Origin of the sequence: Chryseobacterium sp. GVT01B (genome assembly GCF_019970045.1) — a bacterium.
In the GTDB taxonomy this organism is placed as follows: Bacteria; Bacteroidota; Bacteroidia; order Flavobacteriales; family Weeksellaceae; genus Chryseobacterium.
The window spans coordinates 394,971-416,543 of the sequence record NZ_JAHXYI010000006.1; the positions used below are offsets into that span (position 1 = coordinate 394,971).

The following is a 21,573-nucleotide window of genomic DNA, read 5'->3' on the forward strand; positions in this document are numbered from 1 at the left end:
ATTCCGGACAACTTCGGATTTTTGCAGTATAAAATCAAAAATACAGACTGGTCGCACCTTACGGAAACAATGCACGAAAATGGATATGCAGTAATTCCCAATTTGTTATCAGATCAGGAATGTGAAATAGTAAAGTCAGATTATGACAATCCCGACCTTTACCGTAAAACAGTGGTTATGGCAAGACATCGTTTTGGTCTTGGTGAGTATAAATATTTTGATTATCCGCTTCCCGAAATTATTCAGACCATACGAACAAATATATATCCGTATCTGGCTCCTATTGCCAATTCATGGTTTAAAGCGTTACATATTGATACTCAATTTCCTTTAGATCATCATGAATTTTTGCAGCAATGTCATACTAATGGCCAGCAGAAAGCTACTGTTTTAATTTTGAAATATAAAGAAGGAGGTTTTAATACTTTACACCAGGATTTATATGGTGATGTTTACTTTCCTATTCAAATCGTCTTAATGCTCAGCGAACCTGATAAAGATTTTACCGGTGGAGAATTTGTGCTTACCCAACAGATCCCGAGAGCTCAGTCAAAAGCGATTGTTTTAAAACCTAAAAAAGGAGACGTACTCATTTTCACGACTCAATTTAAGCCCGAAAAAGGCACAAAAGGCTATTATAGAGTCAACATGAAACATGGAATAAGTGAAGTTAAGGAAGGTAACCGATATGCTTTGGGAATTATTTTCCATGACGCTGTAAGCTAATAGCTGAGAATTGATAGTGATTGCAGAATTTATTACAAACTATGATCTTAAAAATAAAGTTGAATTTCTCCAACCGATTTCTTCTGACACTTACCTGTAAACTATAAACTCTCAACTCAAAATGATACTACACTCTCAATTATCACCCCAAAATTTAAGAAGTAAAATCCATAGCCGGACTATTCGTTTCGGAGGAAATAAAAAACTGAAGATTTACGGACTGCTCGGTTGTGGATCAGGAAAAAGAATGAAAAGAGAAAACAGAATTTTCTTTAAGGATGAAGAAGAGGCATTACAAAACAATTATCGCCCTTGCGGACATTGTATGAGAGAGGCATATAAGCAATGGAATAGAAAATATCCAACCTAAATCCTTAGCATTTTCGAAGATAAACTTGCGTCTCTTCATGTTATCCAGCCTGAGATTTCTTCACTTTGTTCACAATGACAGGATAATATAAAAAAATCGGTATAACTTTCGTTATACCGATTTTAGTTTAGTAGCGGGAACCGGACTCGAACCGATGACCTTCGGGTTATGAGCCCGACGAGCTACCTACTGCTCCATCCCGCGGTGTATTTTTAGAGTGCTTACCGAAAGCACTTACTTAGTAGCGGGAACCGGACTCGAACCGATGACCTTCGGGTTATGAGCCCGACGAGCTACCTACTGCTCCATCCCGCGGTGTATTTTTAGAGTGCTTACCGAAAACACTTGCTTAGTAGCGGGAACCGGACTCGAACCGATGACCTTCGGGTTATGAGCCCGACGAGCTACCTACTGCTCCATCCCGCGGTGTATTTTTAGAGTGTTTACCGAAAACACTTGCTTAGTAGCGGGAACCGGACTCGAACCGATGACCTTCGGGTTATGAGCCCGACGAGCTACCTACTGCTCCATCCCGCGGTGTATTTTTAGAGTGTTTACCGAAAACACTTGCTTAGTAGCGGGAACCGGACTCGAACCGATGACCTTCGGGTTATGAGCCCGACGAGCTACCTACTGCTCCATCCCGCGATATTGGATTGCAAAGGTACGAATATTTTTTACAAATCCTAATTTTTCTTTTAAATAAAGGACTTTTATGAAAACTATTTTATTATTTGTATCTTTGTTTTATGGCAAAAATATTAAAAATTTACCCAGACAACCCACAGGAAAATCTTGTGAATGAGGTTATTAAAACTTTAAATAATGGCGGGCTGATTATCTATCCTTCTGATACGATATACGCTTTAGGCTGTAATATTTTTGATATAAAAGCCATGGAAAAACTGGCTCAGCTCAAAAAAATGAAGCTTGAGAAGTCGAAATTCTCTATTATTTGTAATGATCTCAGCCATCTTTCTGATTTTACAAGACCTATTGACACCTCGGTTTTCAGATTTCTGAAAAGTCATCTTCCCGGACCGTTCACTTTTATCCTTGAAGCGAACAAAAGTTTGCCCTTGGCATATAAAGGCCATAAAACAATTGGTATCCGTGTTCCGGATCACCCTATCCCACAGCTGATCGTTGAAAAACTAGGACACCCTATTGCTTCCACCTCCATTAAAGATGATGATGAAATCCTTGAATATTCTACCGATCCTGAACTGATTGCCGAGAAATATGATCATTTGGTAGATATCGTTATTGATTCAGGATATGGAGATAATGTGGCTTCCACTATTGTAGACCTTACTTCCGGAGAACCGGAGATTATCCGTCAGGGAAAAGGAATTATTTAATTCAAAATGTAAGGTTCAAGGTTTAGGGTTATTGGATTATGGGGTTTAATGGGAAATATTCTATAGGAATTTTACTCACTTTTGTGCTTTTGGTTGCAGCAATGCTTTATTCTTTTCCAGTTATTACTATGATTACAGGAATAAGAGGAATTACTGCAGACAGCTTTTTTCTTAGCAGGATTGTGATCTGGATCGTTTTGATCATTGTATTTCTGTACAATAGGGTCATTGAAAAAGATTCATTCTTATTAAAAAAAGAATCTTCCTATTCTATCTTATTTTATATTAAAGCAGTTCTGAGCCTGTACTTGATCTGCATTATTGGCGGAGCAGCTCTGAATGCAATAATCCAGTTTTTTATTCCTGAAAAAATAAGTGATAAGCTTATTAACCTTGTCCCCGTTTTTAAGAACAATTATTTCTTAATCATTTTCATGTGCCTTACCGCTGCTATTGTAGAAGAATTCCTGATGCGGGGTTATATACAGCCCAGGATTGAAAAAATCTATAATAATCCGAATGCCGGAGTAATTATTTCATCCATTTTATTTGGAATTCTGCACAGCACATATGGCACCTTAGGTCAGGTTCTCGGACCTTTCTTTATTGGAATTGTTTTTGCCCTGTTTTATAAACGCTATTCAAATATTAAAATTCTGATCATCTGTCATTTTATGATTGATTTTATCTCTCTGATGACTCTGAATTTTATTAATATTAAACATTTATCTGCATTTTAACATTATGAAAATTATAACATCTCCTGCAAAATTAATGAACGTAGAAAACTCAACAGATCTTTTGAAATCTTCTACCCCAAGATTCATTGAAGAAGCAGCATTTATACAGTCTTATTTAAAAGAAAAATCTCCAAAATATCTTTCCGAACTGATGGAAATATCACCCAAACTGGCTGATGAAAACTGGGAAAGAAATCAAAAATGGAAATCCAAACCTACTGCAAAAGAATCTGCTCCGGCGATGTTTGCTTTTACAGGGGAAGTTTACAGAGGGCTGGATGCCAAGACTCTGGATAAAAATGCGGTAGACTATCTGCAGAAAAACTACAGAATGCTTTCCGGGCTTTATGGTCTGCTAAAACCTTCTGATAAAGTCATGCTTTACAGACTGGAAATGGGACGTCCTTTTGAGTTTGAACAATACAAAAATCTATATGGATTCTGGAGAGAAAAGATTACAGAGCAATTGAATTCTGAAATGAAAAAAGGAGAAATACTTCTTCACCTTGCCAGCAATGAATATGGAAAAGTAATTGACAGAAAAAAGCTGAACCATACAGTAATCGATTTTGATTTTTATGAATTAAAAGAGGGAAAACTGAAAACCATCGTTGTATACACCAAGCACGCAAGAGGTCTTGTGGTAAGATTTTGTGCTGAAACGAATGCCAAAACTCTGGAAGATGTAAAAGCTTTCAACTATGAAGGCTACAGAATTGATGAAGAGAAGTCTACAGATACTAAACTGGTTTTTACAAGATAAATGACAATTTCAGCATTTAAAAAATATTTCAAAACAGAACTTTCCGGTCTTTATACTGAATCGGAAAGTGCTTTTTTATCCTCCCTGTTTATTCACCAGATCGTAGGTTTTGATCATTTTCAGCAAAGAAGATTTTCTGAGCAGGAACTTCTGTTAGATGATGAAGAAAAGCTTTCTCATTTAGTTTCAGAACTTAAAACAGGACGACCCTATCAGCAGATTCTGGGAGAAACTGAGTTTTATGGAATGAAGTTTTTTGTAGATGAAAATGTACTGATTCCCCGTCCTGAAACGGAAGAACTGCTGGAGATTGCTATCAGGGAGATTCAACACTTGAAGTTTAACGTTAAAGGGCTAAAGATTTTGGACATTGGAACCGGAAGTGGAGTGATCCCTTTGGTTTTAAAGAAACATTTTCCTGAAGCTATAGTTTCATCAATAGATTTTTCTGAAAAAGCATTAAAGACAGCCCAAAGAAATGCAGATTATCATCAACTGGAAATACAATTTATCCATGCTGATTATCTGAATTTTGAGCTGGATGAAAACTTTGATATCATTATTTCCAATCCTCCGTATATAGGCATTGAGGAAGAGATTGAAATTGCAGATTCTGTGAAAGAATTTGAGCCTAAAATGGCCCTTTTCTCCCCTACTTCCGATGCTTTGATTTTCTATAAAAAGATAGCGGAAGATGCTAAAAAGTGCCTGAATGAGGACGGACTTTTATTCTTAGAAATCAATCAGAAATTAGGTCCTGAAACCCTGGAACTGTATCAGTATTTTTCTAACGCTCAATTATTGAAGGATTTATCTGAAAATGACAGGTTTATTTATGGAAGGAAATAAGTAATTTTGCTTCCAGACACCTAACCTATGAAAACTTTACTATGGAATACCTTCATTGGTATTTTTCTGATTCTGCAGCTCACCTCCTGCAAACAGCATCCTCAGGATGTTGTGAATGAGTATTATAAGAAAGGAGAATTCAATGGCTCTGTTCTGATCGTGAAAAACGGCCAGGTTGTATGTGATACTGCTTTAGGGTTCAAAAATATTGAAAAAGGGCTCCGATCAGATAAAAACACCTCTTTTTATATTGCCTCACTCAGCAAACCTTTTACTGCTGCAGCCATTATGATTCTACAGCAAAAAGGGTTATTGAAGCTGGATGACAAAGCATCTCAGTTCATTGAACTTCCTGAATATGCTAAGAATATTACGATCAGGCAGCTTTTGCACCATACATCGGGGATCAGTGACTATGAGAGTTTGTTTTCGAAAAAAGGATTGACCAATCAAGAAGTGATTGACTGGCTGTTTAGCCTTAAAAATCTTGATTTCATTCCTGACAGCAAGTTTAAATACAGCAACAGCGGATATATTATTCTTTCTCAGATTATCGAAAAGGTTTCCGGGAAATCTTATCATACTTTGATCAATGAACAGATCATCATGCCTTTGAAGATGAACAATACGTATGTGTATGAACCTTCCACGATTATTCAAAATAAAGCAGTGGGATATAATCAACAGAAGAAACCTGATGATTATTCCATCTTAACAACTGGTGACGGCGGAATTTATTCTACTCCTGAAGATCTGTATAAATTTGATCAGGCTTTACGAAACTACACTTTGATCAATAAAGAAAATACAGCACTTGTGTATACTCCTGCAAAACTCTCCGGCGGCCAGATTTCAAACTACGGGTTTGCCTGGTTTATAGAAAAAGAAAAGGGTGGAAAAACCGCAATGCATACAGGTGGTTTGAGTGGTTTCAAAGCTTTATTCTGGAGAGATCTGGAGCATAACAGCTGTATTATAGCACTTACCAATCAGGGAGATGCATTCCCTTTGGGTAACTTTTTAAATGATATCAAAAAAACAATTCAGTAAAGAAAATGACTATTCAATCTCACGAAATTAATACGATAAAAATTGCAGAAGTTATTTCTGATAACATAATCATCCAATCTGCACAGGACGGGTTGGATCTCATGGGAAATATCTATTATCAGGGTTTTGACAAAGTCATTCTTTATGAAAAAAACATCACTCCTGAATTCTTCGATTTAAAAACAAAAATTGCAGGTGAAATTCTTCAAAAATTCTCAAACTATCGTATAGGATTGACTATTGTAGGTAATTTCGACAAATATGAGAGTAAGAGCCTGAAAGATTTTATTTTTGAAAGTAACAAAACAAAACACGTAAATTTTCTTGGTTCACTGAAAGATGCGTTGGATAATTTATCAAAATAAATGCTTTTTCAGACAATTAGCTCAAAACATATAGCTCACCATGTTTTTAAGTATCAGTATTTTTGATAAACTGCAATTTCAAAAAAACACAATGATTTGAATGTTAAAAATAAACTACTTGTTTTGATATATTATTAAAAATTTAAATCAACAATCAATAATTTAACTAACAAATAAAGTTAAATTAAATTTAATCGTCTGAAAACCAAATATTAAGTAGTTTATTCGTATATTTGCAAAAACACAAGGATTATGAATTTTACTATTCTAAAGGCTTATATTGTATAATAGGGCTACTTAAAACTCAATTCTCTTTTTTTGACTCTTACAGATAGACATAGATGTTTCTATGACCCAATTTTGTTATATCTGTTACTTTGGAAACTAAGGTCTCCTCATACTATTGTATTGGTATGATTCATTGATTTGAATGAATTGAAGACGATTGATTTCCAGTATAAATTAAGCTGAAAGGAAAGTATTTTTCATAAAAAAACAACACAAAAAACATATAATACACAGATAAAAAATTATTAAAGACATCATGATTAAAAAATTATTTCTACCAATCGTTTTAGTAAGTTCTTTTTCTTATGCCCAGATAGGGATTAACACACCCACACCTGATGAAAGTGCAATTCTGGATGTGTATAGCCAAAATAAAGGGATGCTTATTCCAAGACTTACTACTGCAAAAAGAGATGCCATTGCTAATCCGGCCAACTCACTTCTTATTTATGACACGGATAAAAAATGTTTAAGCCAGAATATTGGAACGCCTACCAAACCAGATTGGTTATGTATCAGTAATAATGCTGTAAAAATGTTTTACATGCCTAGTGTTTCTTTTGATACTTCCACTACTGCAACCGGCAGAACTAAAGATTTATATACTTTGTATAAAACTCAGTTCGGATCTCCAAAGGCGAAGAGTACCAGTGCTCCTGCATCTATTCCTTTTTTCCCGTCAAGCAAAGATCTTTACTATTATGTAACAGATGCTGATCCTAATGTATTCAGTAATATTTCTATTTCTGATGACGGGGTAATGACCTATGACGTAAAAGCAGCTGCAACAGACTGTTCTTTTATTAATATTGTTTTTGTCGTTAAATAATGAGTTATGATAAAAAATACTCTAATTAGCAGACACAAAAGACTTTTGTTTATTTTCTCATCGTTTATTTTCTCCCAAGGTATTCAGGCTCAGAATCAGCAGGGAACCGGATATCCGTATTTTGTCAACTTCACACAGGGGTTACAGCCTCAGGAAGCTTATAAAGTAGTGACCAGCGGAGTCCAGAATGATGCCACCTTTACCACAGACGGATTGCGGCTTACCCGAAGTGTGAATAATATTTCCGGAGGTATTATACTCGCTGATAAAATATTCAATAGTGACCAGGGAATTAAGTTTGAATTTGAATTTGCCATTTATGGAGGAAATACTAACGGAGGAGATGGAATTTCCATATTCCTGGTCGATGGATCTATTCCTAAAAGTCAACTTAATCTTGGATATTTTGGTGGAGGATTGGGATATAGCTTTGTACGTGGAGGTGAGTCAACAGAAGGACTGAGAGGTGCCTATCTGGGAATAGGACTGGATGAATTCGGAAACTTCAAAACAAGTTTTAACCAAGGTGAAAGAGTCAGAAACGGAATTTTTGGCGTAACCTTAGCTGATGGACGAAGCAATGTTTCTTTAAGAGGTAAACGTGGAAATCAATATCTGTCGTCATCTGAACCTGCGGGATACAATGGCTACCCGTTACTTTACAGTACAGCAACCAACGCATCCCCTTCCAGCAGCAACCGATCTGCTTATCTGGACACCCAGACAGGAAAATTTATTGGCATAAAAAATACGAATCTTCAACAGTTCAGTATTGAAAGCGGTGGAACCACTATTCCTCAGAATGAAAATGACATCAGATTCCGTAAAGCCTATGTCACATTGATTCCCAATCCTGCTGGAGGGTACAATATAACATTGGAAATACAACACGGAAATGTGAAAGAAACAGTGATTGATAATTATTACTATCCAACATCCTTAAAGTACACAGAGACTACAATATCTAACAGTACGGTAAGAAATCTGGACACTTCTCCTCCAGCTACTTTCAGAATTGGTTTTGCGGCATCTACCGGAGCTGCTAAAAATATACATTTATTGAAAAATTTAGGAGTAACCAGACCTTATGCTGCGGAGGTAACGGATGATCTGTTTGCAGGATGTCCAGGCATAAAATCAACATATTCTCCTTTACTTAATGATGCGGCTTATAGCGGTCAGAATCCGCGAACGCTTTCTTATGATAATCTGGATTTTAATTCATTCCGTTTTTTGGACATTAATGGCAGTGTAATCCCGAATATTGTAAACGGCACCTATACAAGCAATGAGGGTACATGGGTATATTCTTATTCCACAGGAAGGCTTTCTTTCAAGCCTGCATCCGGATTTACCGGAACTGCACAAATAAAATATGATATCAAAGGCGGGGGAAGCAATGGTACTGAAGCCCCTTACAATCTTGAAGAATACAGATCAATGCCGGCGTTGATCCAAGTGAATGTTTCAAGTTCAAACAACTGCAGCAAAGCCTGTGTGATTTCTAATAAAAATGTCACTCAGAAAATAACAAGATAATTTGAAAAACCAGCTTTTCAGGAGCTGGTTTTTTTATTTTGAATAGGATTTTCAATAAAATACTGAACGGCATCACTGATTGCTTTATCTACAGATTGATATTGAATATCCAACTCTTCTACTGATTTCTGATTAGAATAATAATTACAAATCTGCAGTGCTTTCATATTGGCAGTACTGAGATTTGTTTTTATCTTTAATTTTCTTAATCCCTCTCCTATCAATCCCAGGAAATTCAACAACCCATTTGGAATGGCTATCATGGCTGGATTTTGATGGGTAATTTTATTTATTTTCTTAAAAAATTCTTTATAGCTTAAGTTTTCATTGGCTAAAAGATATTTTTCACCATTCCTACCCTTTTTAATCGCATGTAAGACTCCGTAGGCTGCATCTTCTGCGTGTACAAAGTTTTTCCCTCCTTTAGGGTAGAAAACAAGTTTATTTTTCCAGGCCCAGAAGATAATTTTCCCGGAACTCGGTTTGCTGTCATAGGCTCCGATCATAAAAGTGGGATTTACGATAATTACTTCTGTATTTTTACGGTTCTTTAAAAGGTAATCTTCAGCTTCCAACTTACTTTGAGCATACATTGAATGGGTAAAAGGATAAAGCTGCGGTGCTTGTTCATTTCCCCGGAATGCTGTAGTTCCATATCCCAAAGTGTTTGCTGTGCTTACAAACAAAAACTTTTTTACATTCATTAATTCTGCATGGGTAAACAGATTGATGGTTACCTCATAATTCACTTTTCTATATTCATCATAGTTGATGAGATTCTGGCGTGTTTCCGCAGCAATATGAATGACGCAGTCAACTTCTTTGAGTAATAATGAAAGATCAGATGAAAGATCCGTTTCCATCAGCTTCAGATTTTCGTTCTCTTCACCCAGCCAGCCGCTTTTCTTGCGCACCAGAGCAATAACAGAATAATCATTTTGTAATAATTTAATAATAACATTAGTTCCCAGAAGCCCTGTCGCTCCGGTTACACACACTTTTTTCATGCTTCTATCTCTCTTTTTATAGCCTGAGTCATCAACGGAAGTTTGATCCATATGGGTAAAATTTTCATCATCAGCCAGCTGATTGGGTTCACCATAATTACGGAATCTTTTTTAAACAATTGACGAATGCAGTATGATGCCACTTTATCAGGATTTAAAAGGGTCAGTTTTCCTATGAAACCTTGTTTTTCTATCCTTTTACAGACATCCGTATTGGTTTTCATAGCACCTGGATTCACCACACTTACAAAGACATTGGTATCTTTCAGTTCTTCATGCAGTCCTCTTGAAAATGAATGGATAAAGCTTTTGGAAGCTGGATATACGGTTTTAAAACCAATGGGAGAAAAGGCAGCCATGCTGGAAACATTCAAAATATAGGCTTTTGGCTGTTTTAAAAGATTAGGAAGTAGCTGATGAGTGATCAATGAAGTTGCCGTTACATTGACCTGTAGAATAGTATTGATATAATCCGGAGAGGCTTCTGTGAATTTTTTAGTTCCTCCAAGTCCTGCATTGTTGATCAGGATATGAATATTAAAAGAACGATTAAGCCATTCTGTAAGCTTCATGACATTGTCATTAACAGAGAGATCTGTTTCATAATAATGAACTTTTACATCATACAGCTCGTTCAGTTCCTGAGAAAATTCTTGAAGGTTCTGATCCGGAAGACTGACCAGAATGACATTGATCTTTTTCTTTGCCAGATGTTCAGCGAATGACTTGCCAAGTCCCTGGCTTGCTCCTGTGACGACAGCATATGACTCTTTGGTATCCATACGTTTAAATTTTATGGTACAAAGCTATCGTGAAAAGAGGGTTTGAATGTTCCGGATTATCTAAACGGACTGATTTTGAAACAATAAAGATAATTTATTTAAAACACTAAAAATCAGCACTTTAAATCAATAAAAAAGTAAAACTTTATAAACCTGAACTTATTTTTTGAATTCGGAAGGGGTTTGTCCAGTCACTTTTTTAAAGGTTGTATTAAAAGATGTTTTGGAATTGAATCCGGATTCGTAAGCAATCCCGAGAATTGATAATTTACTATTTGACTCCTTCAGAAGTTTTTGGGCATATTCTACTCTGAATTCGTTCACATATTGGAAAAAATTCTTTCCAAAGCCTGTATTGATAACATACGACAGGTGATGGGTAGAAACGGACAGCATTTCGGCCAGCCTGATCAGGTTGAGTTCACTGTCAAGATAAGGTTTCTGTGTTTCCATCAGCCTTTCAAGTGAGGTTTTAATCTTTATTAATTCATCATCAGAGATTAGCTTTCTCTTTATTTCTTCCGAATCAGAATCTTCATGGATAGAGATCAGCTCTTCTCTCTGTTTTTCTTCTAAAGGATAGATTTCTCTCTGTTTCATGGAATAATAACCCACCCAGTAGATGACAAGTAAAAAGACTGTATTAATAAAGAAATTCAGTGATTTGGGATCATAGAAAAGATTATATATCACATAGATGATATTCACAATAAGAAGTACCAGAATGATATATTCAAGCCAATTCAGATTGATTCCTTCCGTATTGGAAGAAAACTGCTGGATCTTCCGCTGGTGTTTTCTGATGGTAACGTAAGAAAGTCCGGTGTAGAACAGTGCCTGGATCAGGATCAAAATAACACTTAGATATTCAAACGGTTCTTCATACCCGAGCTTTACTAAAATAAGGCACAGCAGAAAAGCTGCGGGAAGCAACAGGAATCTAAAATCCCTGATTTTGAAGGTAAAAGAAGGATTGGTAAAGAACAGCACACTAAAGTAAAAAACAATAGGCGTGAAAAACTGAATACATCTGACGAAAAACAGGGAGTGAAACTCCACCGCCTCACCTGTGATAAGAAACAAAACCTCATCCAGCCAGAAGGTAGACCACAGAAACAGAAATATCCCAAACCAGAAATTGGCTTTACGGTTTACTTTCAAAGGATTGGCCAGCTTCAGCAGAGAAAGCAAAACCAATGAACCATAGATAAGTATCACGATGAAACTGTTTAACTCTGATGTGTTCATTGGTTTTGATATTTTGATTAAAAATAGTCTTTTTATCCTATTCGTTTCCTTACAAAAATTTCATATCCCAGATAAATTAATGGAAGCGACATGATTCCTATATAAATTCCGTTTTGCATGGCATGTTCCGGTGCATTTATCACAGCATATATTAATCCCAGAAAAGCTCCTCCCAAATGAGCAGCATGTCCGATATTATCATGTGCTCTCGGATTCAGCATCATATAGACAGAATAACCAAAATAGATCAGCCCGAAAATGTATCCGGGAATGCCGATAGGAATAAAGAAAAGATAGATTTTGAGATCAGGAATAAGTGCTATGGAAGCAAAAAGAATTCCTGAAACACCACCACTCGCTCCAACGGCAGAATACCAGGGTTGCTTTTGATATATGTATAATGATAAGAAGTTGCCCAGCAATATTGCTCCCAGATATACAATGATAAATCCAATATTCCCAAAGCCCTGAATAACAATAGGCGCAAAGAAATATAATGTCAGCATATTGAATACCAGATGCATGATATCAGCATGTAAAAATCCTGATGAAAGCAAACGAATATATTCTTTTTTATGAAGAATAGCACCAACACTAAATTTATATTTTTCAGTAATGGCAGGATTATTAAAAGCTATAAAACTTATAATAGCCGTAATGGCAATAAATAATATTAAAATATTCATTTTTTTTAATTTTCAGGTTCGTCACCTTGAAACAGATCACCAATAACTCCTCCGTCTTCGTCAGTATCTCCTGTTGATTCAGGTTCTTCATATACTTCAGGTTCTTCTTCTACAGGTTCAGGAATGGTAATATTGATTGCTTTTACTTTAAACTTTGTAAACTGATTCCCGATTGCTTTTATTCCTTTTACGGCAATAAATTCATCAATGTTTATCGTTTCAGCTTCACGTTCTTTCCCTTTATCTTTCGCAAAAATAATTTCTGCAGTCACATCATTGGCAACAATTACATTTTCAATGAATGATTTCGGGTGTTCAGACGGCATAAAAGTCTGTACATTTACTGTATTTTCCAGTAAAAATCTCTTGATGAAGTAAATATCTTTTTCTCCATCATAATAAATACAGGTAATAGGCTGTGCCGGTCTCCATTTTTCCAATACCAGATATTCATCATCGAAACGGTTACCAAGATCAAAAGACACCAGTTTTACTTCTCCGTTTGTGTTGATGGTCAAAATCTTGTCATCTCCTTTGAAACTTCCCAGTAATGTTCCTCTTACATCGGCATTCAGTCTTCTTACGGTATCGTCAAACCAGATTTTTCTAGGTGCAAGGGTAGAAACTCCTTCTTCCTTCATATCAACTTTCTTTACCGCATATTTTGTTACCAGATTTCCTTTGGAATCACGCCCTTTGATGGCAAGTTCGGAAAAATTAATTTCCATTTTGTTTTTCCTGATTCTAGGATTTGGTTTTAAAAGTACTGTTACGGTTTCTGCTTCTCCATTAGGATTTGCCGAAAAATACAGTGTTTCGGAACCTTTTTTATCTGAAGCTAACGGATAATCTGTATTTCTTGTCACTCCGGTTACAGAGAAACGTTTCATATAATATGGTCCTTCTCTTCCCTCGCGGTAGATCATATTATACACAGTTCTTTTATCGTTTTTCTTCCATATGGCAACGTGTAAGATATCTTTTCCAACAAACGTTTTTGCCTCTACTTTCACCACTTTCATGCTTCCGTCTTTTCTGAAAATGATGATATCATCAATGTCAGAACAGTCGAACAGATACTGGTCTTTCTTCAGGGATGTTCCGATAAAGCCTTCTTCAAAATTGGCATAGAATTTTTCATTAGCTACCGCTACTTTTGTGGCATCAATGGTATCAAAAATTCTAAGTTCTGTCTTTCTCTGCTTGTCTTTACCGTACTTTTTCTGAATATTTAAATAATAATCGATGGCATACGCAATCAGGTTGGCCAGGTGGTATTTCACCTGTTCTATTTTGCCTTCCAGTGATGCTATATTTTCTTTAAATTTATCTAAATCGAATCTTGAAATTCTCTTGATCCGGATTTCGGTCAGTTTTAAAATATCTTCTTCTGTAACAGCTCTTAAAAGATGTTTGGTATGTGGTTTTAATCCTGCATCAATGGTCTTTAGCACATCTTCCCAGGTTTTCACCTCTTCAATATCGTGGTAGATTCTATTTTCAATAAAAATTCTTTCCAGTGACGAGAAATGCCAGCTTTCCTGAAGTTCGTGAAGCTCAATTTCAAGTTCTTTCTTCAATAATGACACCGTGTGATCTGTATTCATTTTCAGAATATCGGAAACATTCATGAACATAGGTTTGTCACCTACAATCACACAGGCATTCGGAGAAATTGTCACCTGGCAGTCTGTGAATGCATACAGAGCGTCAATTGTCTTATCCGGAGAAACATCATTATGAATATGGATCAGGATTTCTACTTTATCTGAAGTATTATCCTCAATCTTTTTAATTTTGATCTTCCCTTTCTCATTGGCTTTTAAGATAGAATCAATAAGATCAGTCGTCGTTTTCGAGTAAGGAAGCTCGGAGATCACCAATGTATGCTTATCAGTTTGCGTGATTTTGGCTCTGGCTCTCACTTTCCCTCCTCTGTGGCCGTCATTATATTCTGAAACATCCAGATAACCGGCTGTTAAAAAGTCCGGATACAGTTCAAATCTCTTTCCTTTAAGATAAGCTACCGACGCGTTGATAAGCTCATTGAAGTTATGCGGAAGTATTTTTGTGGAAAGTCCTACCCCAATACCTTCTACTCCCTGTGCAAGAAGCAAAGGAAATTTTACCGGCAGGTCGATAGGTTCATTATTTCTCCCGTCGTAAGATTTGGTCCATTCTGTAGTTTTAGGATTAAAGACTACCTCCAATGCAAAAGGAGTCAGTCTTGCTTCAATATACCTTGCAGCTGCGGCAGAGTCTCCTGTATAAATATTTCCCCAGTTTCCCTGAGTATCTATCAGTAGTTCTTTCTGCCCTACCTGTACCATAGCATCTGTAATGGAAGCGTCTCCGTGTGGATGGTATTTCATGGTATTTCCCACGATGTTCGCTACTTTATTGTAACGGCCGTCTTCCAGTTCCCGCATAGAGTGCATAATTCTTCGCTGAACGGGTTTTAAACCGTCATACACCGAAGGGATTGCTCTGTCCAAAATTACATAGGAAGCATAATCCAGAAACCAGTCTTTGTACAGACCGGAAACCTTCTTTAAACTTTCACCCTCATGCGAATATTCTTCTGTCGTCATCTGTTTTTCTGTCTTTTTTCTCTTTATTAGCTTTTACTACTTTGTTCAGAGAGAGTTTTAAATCGTTTACTTCTTTTCTGTTCAAATAAGAGATCTGATACTTCAGTGTAGTAGATCCATTATTCTTACTTGAAACGGTGACGTATAGTCTTTTGATAAATAAAATACTGACTACATCATATTTTATCAGCTTATATTTTGGAAATTCATCGTGAAGAGGCTTCTCTAAAAAAGGAATAATATTCCTGTTTTTAAAGTTCAGAGCTTCTCCATCGCTGTCATATTCAAAAATCTGCCGTCCGCAAATATAAAAGATAATCAGCAATACAATAGGAACAATAATCAGCAAATAACTTTCATCATCCAGTGCATTAAATCTATATTTATTAGCGATAAATGCAATTACTCCAAGTACCAATATCATAAGAAGAAGGGTGCTCAAAAAGTTATAAACTGATGCTTTATTACGGTTACTTAGTCTCATTTGATTTTTTTTGTTGTAAGTTTCCTAATCTCTTACTTCAAAATGTGTTTTTTTTAAAACCTCTGCATCGTTCTCAAGGATAGTTTTAATATATAATTTTTAGTTTTCTACTTCATCCAGAATTTCTTTTTTAGCAATATCAGTATCATCTTCTACAACCAGGTTTTCCAGAATAAAAGTCTGTCTGTCCGGAGTATTTTTTCCCATATAAAACTCCAGAAGCTGTTCAATGGTCTGATCTTTTCCTAACACCACAGGTTCCAATCTGATATCCTGACCTATAAAGTGCTTGAATTCATCCGGAGAAATTTCTCCCAATCCTTTAAATCGTGTGATTTCAGGATTTTTTCCCAGATCATTTAATGCTTTTACTCTTTCGGCTTCTGAATAACAGTATCGTGTTTCTTTCTTATTTCTTACCCTGAATAAAGGGGTCTGAAGAATATAAAGGTGTCCGTTTTTAATCAGATCAGGGAAGAACTGCAGGAAGAAAGTAATCATCAGCAAACGGATGTGCATCCCATCCACATCGGCATCGGTCGCAATAATCACCTGATTATACCTCAGGTCTTCCAGACTTTCTTCAATATTTAAAGCAGCCTGAAGAAGGTTAAATTCTTCATTTTCGTACACCACCTTCTTCGTAAGACCATAGCAGTTTAATGGTTTCCCTTTCAGTGAGAATACAGCTTGAGTTTCCACATCTCTGGACTTTGTGATAGATCCTGATGCAGAATCTCCCTCCGTAATGAAGATCTGAGTATCTCCTTTTCTTTCGGCTTTCTGATCATTATAATGTTGTCTGCAGTCACGAAGTTTTTTATTGTGAAGAGAGACTTTTTTAGCTCTTTCTCTAGCCAGTTTCTGGATTCCGGAAAGTTCTTTTCTTTCTCTCTCGGAAATCAATATTTTCCTTTGGATCGCTTCCGCAATTTCCGGGTTTTTGTGTAAGAAGTTATCCAGTTTGCTTTTTAAGAAATCAATGATGAATGTTCTTACGGTAGGTCCATTTGGTCCCATATCATTAGATCCTAATTTTGTTTTGGTCTGCGATTCAAAAACCGGTTCTTCTACATTGATGGAAATAGCGGCAATGATAGATTTTCTGATATCGGAAGCTTCAAAACTTTTATTAAAAAACTCACGGATCGTCTTCACATAAGCTTCACGGAATGCATTAAGGTGAGTTCCACCCTGCGTGGTATTCTGTCCGTTTACGAATGAGAAATAGGTTTCCATCTGAGATTTGTCCGTATGGGTGATTGCCACTTCAATATCATCATCTTTCAAATGAACGATAGGATAAAGTGTCTCACTTTCCAGTTCTTCTTCAAGGAGATCTTTAAGACCATTTTCAGAAAAATAGGTTTCTCCGTTGAAAAGGATTTTTAATCCCGGATTCAGGTATGCATAATTCCGGAGCATTCTTTCGATATACTCTTTTCTGTATTTGAAATGCAGGAATATATCACCATCCGGAATAAAAGAAATTTCAGTACCGTTTCTGTCTGAGGTCTCTTTTTCTTCAAAGTTTTCTTTGATAAGTCCCTGAGAGAATTCTGCAGCTTTCATTTTCCCGTCGCGGAAAGAACGTACTCTGAAATACTCAGAGAGTGCATTTACCGCTTTGGTACCTACTCCATTCAACCCTACAGATTTTTTAAACGCTTTACTGTCGTACTTACCTCCGGTATTCATTTTGGAAACAGCATCTACTACTTTTCCCAATGGGATTCCACGTCCAAAGTCACGAATTGTAACTTTACCGTCATCCACTTTTATTTCGATTCTTTTTCCTGATTTCATCCTGAACTCATCAATAGAGTTATCCAGGATTTCTTTAAGCAGAATATAAATACCGTCATCAGCGGAAGACCCATCACCAAGCTTCCCGATGTACATGCCGGGGCGCAGACGGATGTGTTCCTGCCAATCGAGGGTTCTGATATTATCTTCTGAATAGGTTGGATTTATTTCTTGTGACATATATGATTTCAGCAAACATACAAAAATACGAAATTGTATAAAATTATCCGAATTTTTAAGTTTGTTTTTTTTTAAGATTTTTCCTGAAATATTGCAGTATTATCAACCAAATTACATAATTTACATGATTATTCTACTGAATGTGAAAAAAACAACAATCTACTGTTTATTTTCTTTCATCATACTCGCTGTTTCATTTTGTAATGCTCAAATTCCGGGCATGGTACATTATCATGAAGGAGACGGGCTCAACAGCTCTTATACTTACGGACTTAGTCAGGATGAAGACGGGTTCATTTATGTGGGAAGTGACAATGGTTTTTTCAGGTTTGACGGAACAGAGTTCAAGCAGTTCGGAAGTAAAAACGGATTAAAGAACATTGAGATTCTGAATAGCTTCTCAATTCCCGGCAACGGAATGTTTATTATTTCTTTCCTTAATGATTTCGCTTATCTGAAAAAAGGTAAAATCATCAATTCAGACCGCAATCCGGAGTTGAAAAAAATAAAATTTAATTATACTACTCTCAGTCACATCAACGGAAACACACTCTATCTGTATGAGGGTGATAATCCCAAAAATATATTGGTTTACAAAAACGAAAAAATCACAACAATACCTCTTTTTCTTAATCAGGATACGTCGGATTCTTATTTTGCTTTCGACTTGAATATGGCAAACGGACTTCTTTATATTTCAAATAAAGATAAAAAGAAGAATATAGAAGTCTACAATATTTTCACCCGAAAAAAAACAATCTGCAATATTTCGATCGAAAAAAATGCAATGGTAACAAGGAAGGGTGATTTTTTTATTGTAAAAAACGGAAGAACGATTGATGTATATAAAGTCTACCATGAGTCCCGTTTTAAAAAAATTGCATCCTATAAAGCTTCCGAAAACATACATCGTCTGGCCTTTGATAAAAACTCCCGGATCTGGGCCTGTCTTGAAAATGGGGGCGTTCTGTATTTCAAGAATTCTTTCACCGAAGAAAAAGGTTTATCAGATCCTGTCAGATTGATGGATGGCTACATTATCAATGATGTCTTCGCCGATACGGATAACAATCTTTGGTTTTCTACCAGAAACAACGGTCTTTTTTTTATTTCGGACCTGTTTTTCAGAAATTACATTCATTTTCCTGTTAAGAACAACTCATCCCATATTAAGGCTATTACTAAAAACGGAAACCGAATTTATCTCGGCTATAATGAAGGCAAAGGCGGCATTTATCATAATGGAGTCATCACTGATATTCATTTGGGAGGAAATTCACAAATGGAAAACAAAGCCATTTTTTCTGATGGAAATACTATTATTTTCGGGCTTACCAGAAATCCTCTTCTGTATAATACTAAAACGGGAGAAAAACGTGTTCTACAAGGAAAGGTTATTAAAAATATGGTACCTTATACCTCAGGATCTGTGCTTTTCTGTACTTTAGAAGGTCTTATTGCCTATAATTATCATACAAAATCCTATAAAAAGCTGATGATGGGTGACCGAATTTATACAGCGCTACCTTATAACAAAGACAGCATCTTTGCCGGAACATTTAAAGACCTCTATAAACTGAATGCCGCTACACAAAAGAAAAAGCTGTTTCTGGAAGGATATTATTTTACAGATATTAAGAAACTTAGTCAGAATCTTTATGCAGGTGCTACCAATCTTAACGGAATCATTTTGTTTAATAATTCCAGAATAATCAAAAAAATTACGGAAAGTGATGGTCTTCCGACAAGACAGATCAAAAGAATAGAAATAGAAAATGAAAAAGTTTTTTGGGTGAGTACCAATTATGGTCTTAGCAGAATTGAGTTTAAAGATAAAAAATTAAAAATCAACAACTTCACCCATATAGATGGGCTTCCTTCAAATGTTGTATCAGGATGTGTAATTTCCGGAGATACCGTTTATGCAGGTACCTCAAAAGGTCTGGGCATTCTTTCCATTAAAAATCTGTTGAGCCAGCAGGAATCTGTCCGTAAAAAAGTAATCATTAATTCCGTAAAGATCGGGAATAATTATTTTTTTGATCTTGACAAACCGCTAGCGGGCAAAACTCCGGATAACAACCTGACCTTTAATGTAAGTTTCCCGGATTTTGCTTCACAGGGGAAAATCAGTTACCGATACAAAATTGAAGGGCTAAGTGAAGACTGGCAATCCGGCAGTTCCCCGAATATTACTTTCAACTCTATTCCTCCCGGAGATTATACTTTTAAAATTTTCGGATTGGGTTACAATGGGAGAAAGTCTTATGCTTCTACTGATTTGCATTTTGAGATTAAGCCTGCCTTCTGGCAAACGTGGTGGTTTAAACTGCTTCTTGTCCTCATTGGAGCTACCGCATTATCTATGCTGATCGCATTTTACTTTCAGAAAAAAAGAAATAAAAAACTGGAGACTTTATATTATGAAAAGAAAATTGCAGAGCTGGAACTTCAGGCCATTAAAGCACAGATCAACCCTCATTTTATTTACAATTGTCTCAATTCCATTCATTTTTTACTGTATAAAAAAGATTATAGTGAAGCGGAGAACTATCTTAATACCTTTTCTGTAATGATCCGGAAAACACTTCATTATTCCGAAAAAACCTTTATGCCCATAAAAGAAGAAGCAGAATACTTATCCTTATACCTGAATATGGAAAAACTGCGTCTGAAAGATCTTTTTGATTATAAAATTTCCGTTTCTGAAAATGTAAATGAAAGCTGGACCGTTCCTTCACTCCTCATTCAGCCTTTTGTAGAGAATGCTATAAAACACGGTGTAGCGAATCTTCAGGGCAGAAAAGGAAACATTGAAGTGCTGTTTCAACATACAGGAACATCGCTCTGTGTGATTATTGAAGACAATGGTACAGGCATTGGAAAGAACAACCATTCCAAAGCGGATTCTTTTGGAGTAAAATTATCTGAAAAGAGAATTGAAACATTCAGACAACTTTTTGCTACTAATATCATATTGGAAATAACCGATCTTCAGGAGAAAGAAAAGAGACCGGGAACACAAATCACACTTTATATCACACCTTATGAAAACCAAAATACAGGCATGCATCATTGATGACGAGCAGGACGGAAGAGATTATATTTCCCTTCTGCTGGAGAATGAATTTCCGGAAATTGAGAACATCCACCAGGCAGCCAGTGTAGAGGATGCTTATATTTATCTTTCCAAAAACTCACCTGATATTCTTTTTCTTGATGTTCAGCTGAAAGATGGAACCGCATTTGATCTTCTTTCAAAGTTCAGAGAAGTTGACTCAAAAATTATTTTCATTACAGCTTTTGAGAATTTTGCGATTCAGGCCATTAAAAACGGAGCAGCCGATTATCTTTTGAAGCCTATAAAAAAAATGGAGTTTATTATTGCTGTGAATAAAGTTCTGGAGAACATCAGAAAAGGTAAAAATACGGTAAGTCTTCAAAATAATAAGATCAACCTTCCAACACTACAGGGTTTTAAACTCACAGATATCAGTGACATTATTCGCTGTGAGGCAGATTCCAGCTATACCACATTTTATTTCACAGATAAGACCAAGATAATTGTCTCCAAAACACTCCACGAATTTGAAGAACAGCTTTCAAAATATAGTTTTTTCAGAATCCATCATAAACACCTGATCAACCTGTCTCATCTTAAAGAATACATCAAAGGAAAAGGCGGCCAGGTAGTGATGGCAGACCATTCTGTACTGGATGTTTCTGTCCGCAAAAAAAATGATTTCCTTCACCGCATAGGATATCTGGATTAAAAAACTCTTACCTAATCAAAAAATTAATATCATCATTCAACTATACAATTAAAAGCAACTTACTTACACTTATTAAGATAACGCACACACTTATCAACCGGTATAACCAATCGTTTTAATATCATAATACCTTTAC

19 protein-coding genes and 5 tRNA genes are annotated in these 21,573 nt (G+C 36.1%); 12 read left to right on the top strand and 12 right to left on the bottom strand.

Annotation, left to right across the window (positions count from 1 at the left end):
• The first annotated feature begins 69 nt into the window (after positions 1-69).
• Both LC457_RS16670 and LC457_RS16675 read left to right on the top strand, forming a co-directional pair.
• Positions 70-726, top strand: coding sequence for a 2OG-Fe(II) oxygenase (locus tag LC457_RS16670; protein WP_223600991.1), 657 nt, complete (start codon positions 70-72; stop codon positions 724-726).
• A gap of 121 nt (positions 727-847) precedes the next feature.
• A complete protein-coding gene (locus tag LC457_RS16675; protein WP_223600894.1) occupies positions 848-1,096 on the top strand; it encodes an Ada metal-binding domain-containing protein in 249 nt (82 codons plus the stop codon).
• Between the two features lie 131 nt (positions 1,097-1,227).
• Here LC457_RS16675 and LC457_RS16680 read toward each other — a convergent pair.
• The 5 genes from LC457_RS16680 to LC457_RS16700 all read right to left on the bottom strand — a co-directional run bounded on the left by LC457_RS16680 (position 1,228) and on the right by LC457_RS16700 (position 1,744).
• A tRNA-Met gene (locus LC457_RS16680) sits at positions 1,228-1,300 on the bottom strand.
• Positions 1,301-1,338: 38 nt separating this feature from the next.
• Positions 1,339-1,411: transfer RNA gene (locus tag LC457_RS16685), tRNA-Met, on the bottom strand.
• Between the two features lie 38 nt (positions 1,412-1,449).
• A tRNA-Met gene (locus tag LC457_RS16690) sits at positions 1,450-1,522 on the bottom strand.
• Positions 1,523-1,560: 38 nt separating this feature from the next.
• A tRNA-Met gene (locus LC457_RS16695) sits at positions 1,561-1,633 on the bottom strand.
• A 38-nt stretch (positions 1,634-1,671) separates the two neighbouring features.
• Positions 1,672-1,744, bottom strand: a tRNA-Met gene (locus LC457_RS16700).
• Between the two features lie 101 nt (positions 1,745-1,845).
• Between LC457_RS16700 and LC457_RS16705 the strand changes: the two genes are divergently transcribed.
• The 8 genes from LC457_RS16705 (at position 1,846) to LC457_RS16740 (ending at position 8,880) form a co-directional block, all read left to right on the top strand.
• The gene (locus LC457_RS16705) at positions 1,846-2,457 is read left to right on the top strand and encodes an L-threonylcarbamoyladenylate synthase (protein WP_223600895.1); all 612 of its coding nucleotides are present in this window, start codon (positions 1,846-1,848) and stop codon (positions 2,455-2,457) included.
• A 128-nt stretch (positions 2,458-2,585) separates the two neighbouring features.
• Positions 2,586-3,197 (top strand): CPBP family intramembrane glutamic endopeptidase, encoded by a 612-nt coding sequence (locus LC457_RS16710; protein WP_223600896.1) that lies wholly within the window; start codon positions 2,586-2,588, stop codon positions 3,195-3,197.
• 4 nt (positions 3,198-3,201) lie between these two features.
• Complete coding sequence (gene yaaA / locus LC457_RS16715) at positions 3,202-3,960, top strand: peroxide stress protein YaaA (RefSeq protein WP_223600897.1); 759 nt, start codon at positions 3,202-3,204, stop codon at positions 3,958-3,960.
• Positions 3,961-4,809, top strand: a complete 849-nt coding sequence (prmC, locus tag LC457_RS16720) for a peptide chain release factor N(5)-glutamine methyltransferase (protein WP_223600898.1) — start codon at positions 3,961-3,963, stop codon at positions 4,807-4,809.
• A 27-nt stretch (positions 4,810-4,836) separates the two neighbouring features.
• Complete coding sequence (locus LC457_RS16725; RefSeq protein WP_223600899.1) at positions 4,837-5,859, top strand: serine hydrolase; 1,023 nt, start codon at positions 4,837-4,839, stop codon at positions 5,857-5,859.
• A 5-nt stretch (positions 5,860-5,864) separates the two neighbouring features.
• Positions 5,865-6,224 carry a DUF4180 domain-containing protein gene (locus LC457_RS16730; protein WP_223600900.1) on the top strand — a complete coding sequence of 120 codons (360 nt, stop codon included), beginning with the start codon at positions 5,865-5,867 and terminating at the stop codon, positions 6,222-6,224.
• 544 nt (positions 6,225-6,768) lie between these two features.
• Complete coding sequence (locus tag LC457_RS16735; RefSeq protein WP_223600901.1) at positions 6,769-7,341, top strand: hypothetical protein; 573 nt, start codon at positions 6,769-6,771, stop codon at positions 7,339-7,341.
• Between the two features lie 6 nt (positions 7,342-7,347).
• Entirely contained in the window at positions 7,348-8,880 is a 1,533-nt protein-coding gene (locus tag LC457_RS16740) for a hypothetical protein (protein WP_223600902.1), read from the top strand.
• Positions 8,881-8,897: 17 nt separating this feature from the next.
• Here LC457_RS16740 and LC457_RS16745 read toward each other — a convergent pair whose 3' ends face one another.
• The 7 genes from LC457_RS16745 to LC457_RS16775 form a co-directional block, all read right to left on the bottom strand.
• On the bottom strand, positions 8,898-9,938 hold the full coding sequence (locus LC457_RS16745; protein ID WP_223600903.1) for an NAD-dependent epimerase/dehydratase family protein: 1,041 nt from the start codon (positions 9,936-9,938) through the stop codon (positions 8,898-8,900).
• Positions 9,884-10,669, bottom strand: a complete 786-nt coding sequence (locus LC457_RS16750) for an SDR family oxidoreductase (RefSeq protein WP_223600904.1) — start codon at positions 10,667-10,669, stop codon at positions 9,884-9,886. Before LC457_RS16750 ends, LC457_RS16745 begins: the two co-directional genes overlap by 55 nt.
• Positions 10,670-10,828: 159 nt before the next feature.
• Positions 10,829-11,917, bottom strand: a complete 1,089-nt coding sequence (locus LC457_RS16755) for an AraC family transcriptional regulator (RefSeq protein WP_223600905.1) — start codon at positions 11,915-11,917, stop codon at positions 10,829-10,831.
• A 32-nt stretch (positions 11,918-11,949) separates the two neighbouring features.
• Entirely contained in the window at positions 11,950-12,603 is a 654-nt protein-coding gene (locus LC457_RS16760) for a rhomboid family intramembrane serine protease (RefSeq protein ID WP_223600906.1), read from the bottom strand.
• 5 nt (positions 12,604-12,608) lie between these two features.
• The gene (locus tag LC457_RS16765; RefSeq protein WP_223600907.1) at positions 12,609-15,194 is read right to left on the bottom strand and encodes a DNA gyrase/topoisomerase IV subunit A; all 2,586 of its coding nucleotides are present in this window, start codon (positions 15,192-15,194) and stop codon (positions 12,609-12,611) included.
• Positions 15,169-15,678: a hypothetical protein gene (locus LC457_RS16770; protein ID WP_223600908.1), complete on the bottom strand. Its 510-nt coding sequence runs from the start codon at positions 15,676-15,678 to the stop codon at positions 15,169-15,171. The genes LC457_RS16765 and LC457_RS16770 overlap by 26 nt, the downstream gene beginning before the upstream one ends.
• A gap of 99 nt (positions 15,679-15,777) precedes the next feature.
• The gene (locus tag LC457_RS16775) at positions 15,778-17,664 is read right to left on the bottom strand and encodes a DNA topoisomerase IV subunit B (protein WP_223600909.1); all 1,887 of its coding nucleotides are present in this window, start codon (positions 17,662-17,664) and stop codon (positions 15,778-15,780) included.
• A 220-nt stretch (positions 17,665-17,884) separates the two neighbouring features.
• Between LC457_RS16775 and LC457_RS16780 the strand changes: the two genes are divergently transcribed.
• Together LC457_RS16780 and LC457_RS16785 are read left to right on the top strand one after the other, a co-directional pair.
• On the top strand, positions 17,885-20,743 hold the full coding sequence (locus LC457_RS16780) for a histidine kinase (protein WP_223600910.1): 2,859 nt from the start codon (positions 17,885-17,887) through the stop codon (positions 20,741-20,743).
• Positions 20,712-21,437, top strand: a complete 726-nt coding sequence (locus tag LC457_RS16785; RefSeq protein ID WP_223600911.1) for a LytTR family DNA-binding domain-containing protein — start codon at positions 20,712-20,714, stop codon at positions 21,435-21,437. The genes LC457_RS16780 and LC457_RS16785 overlap by 32 nt, the downstream gene beginning before the upstream one ends.
• Positions 21,438-21,573 lie beyond the last annotated feature (136 nt).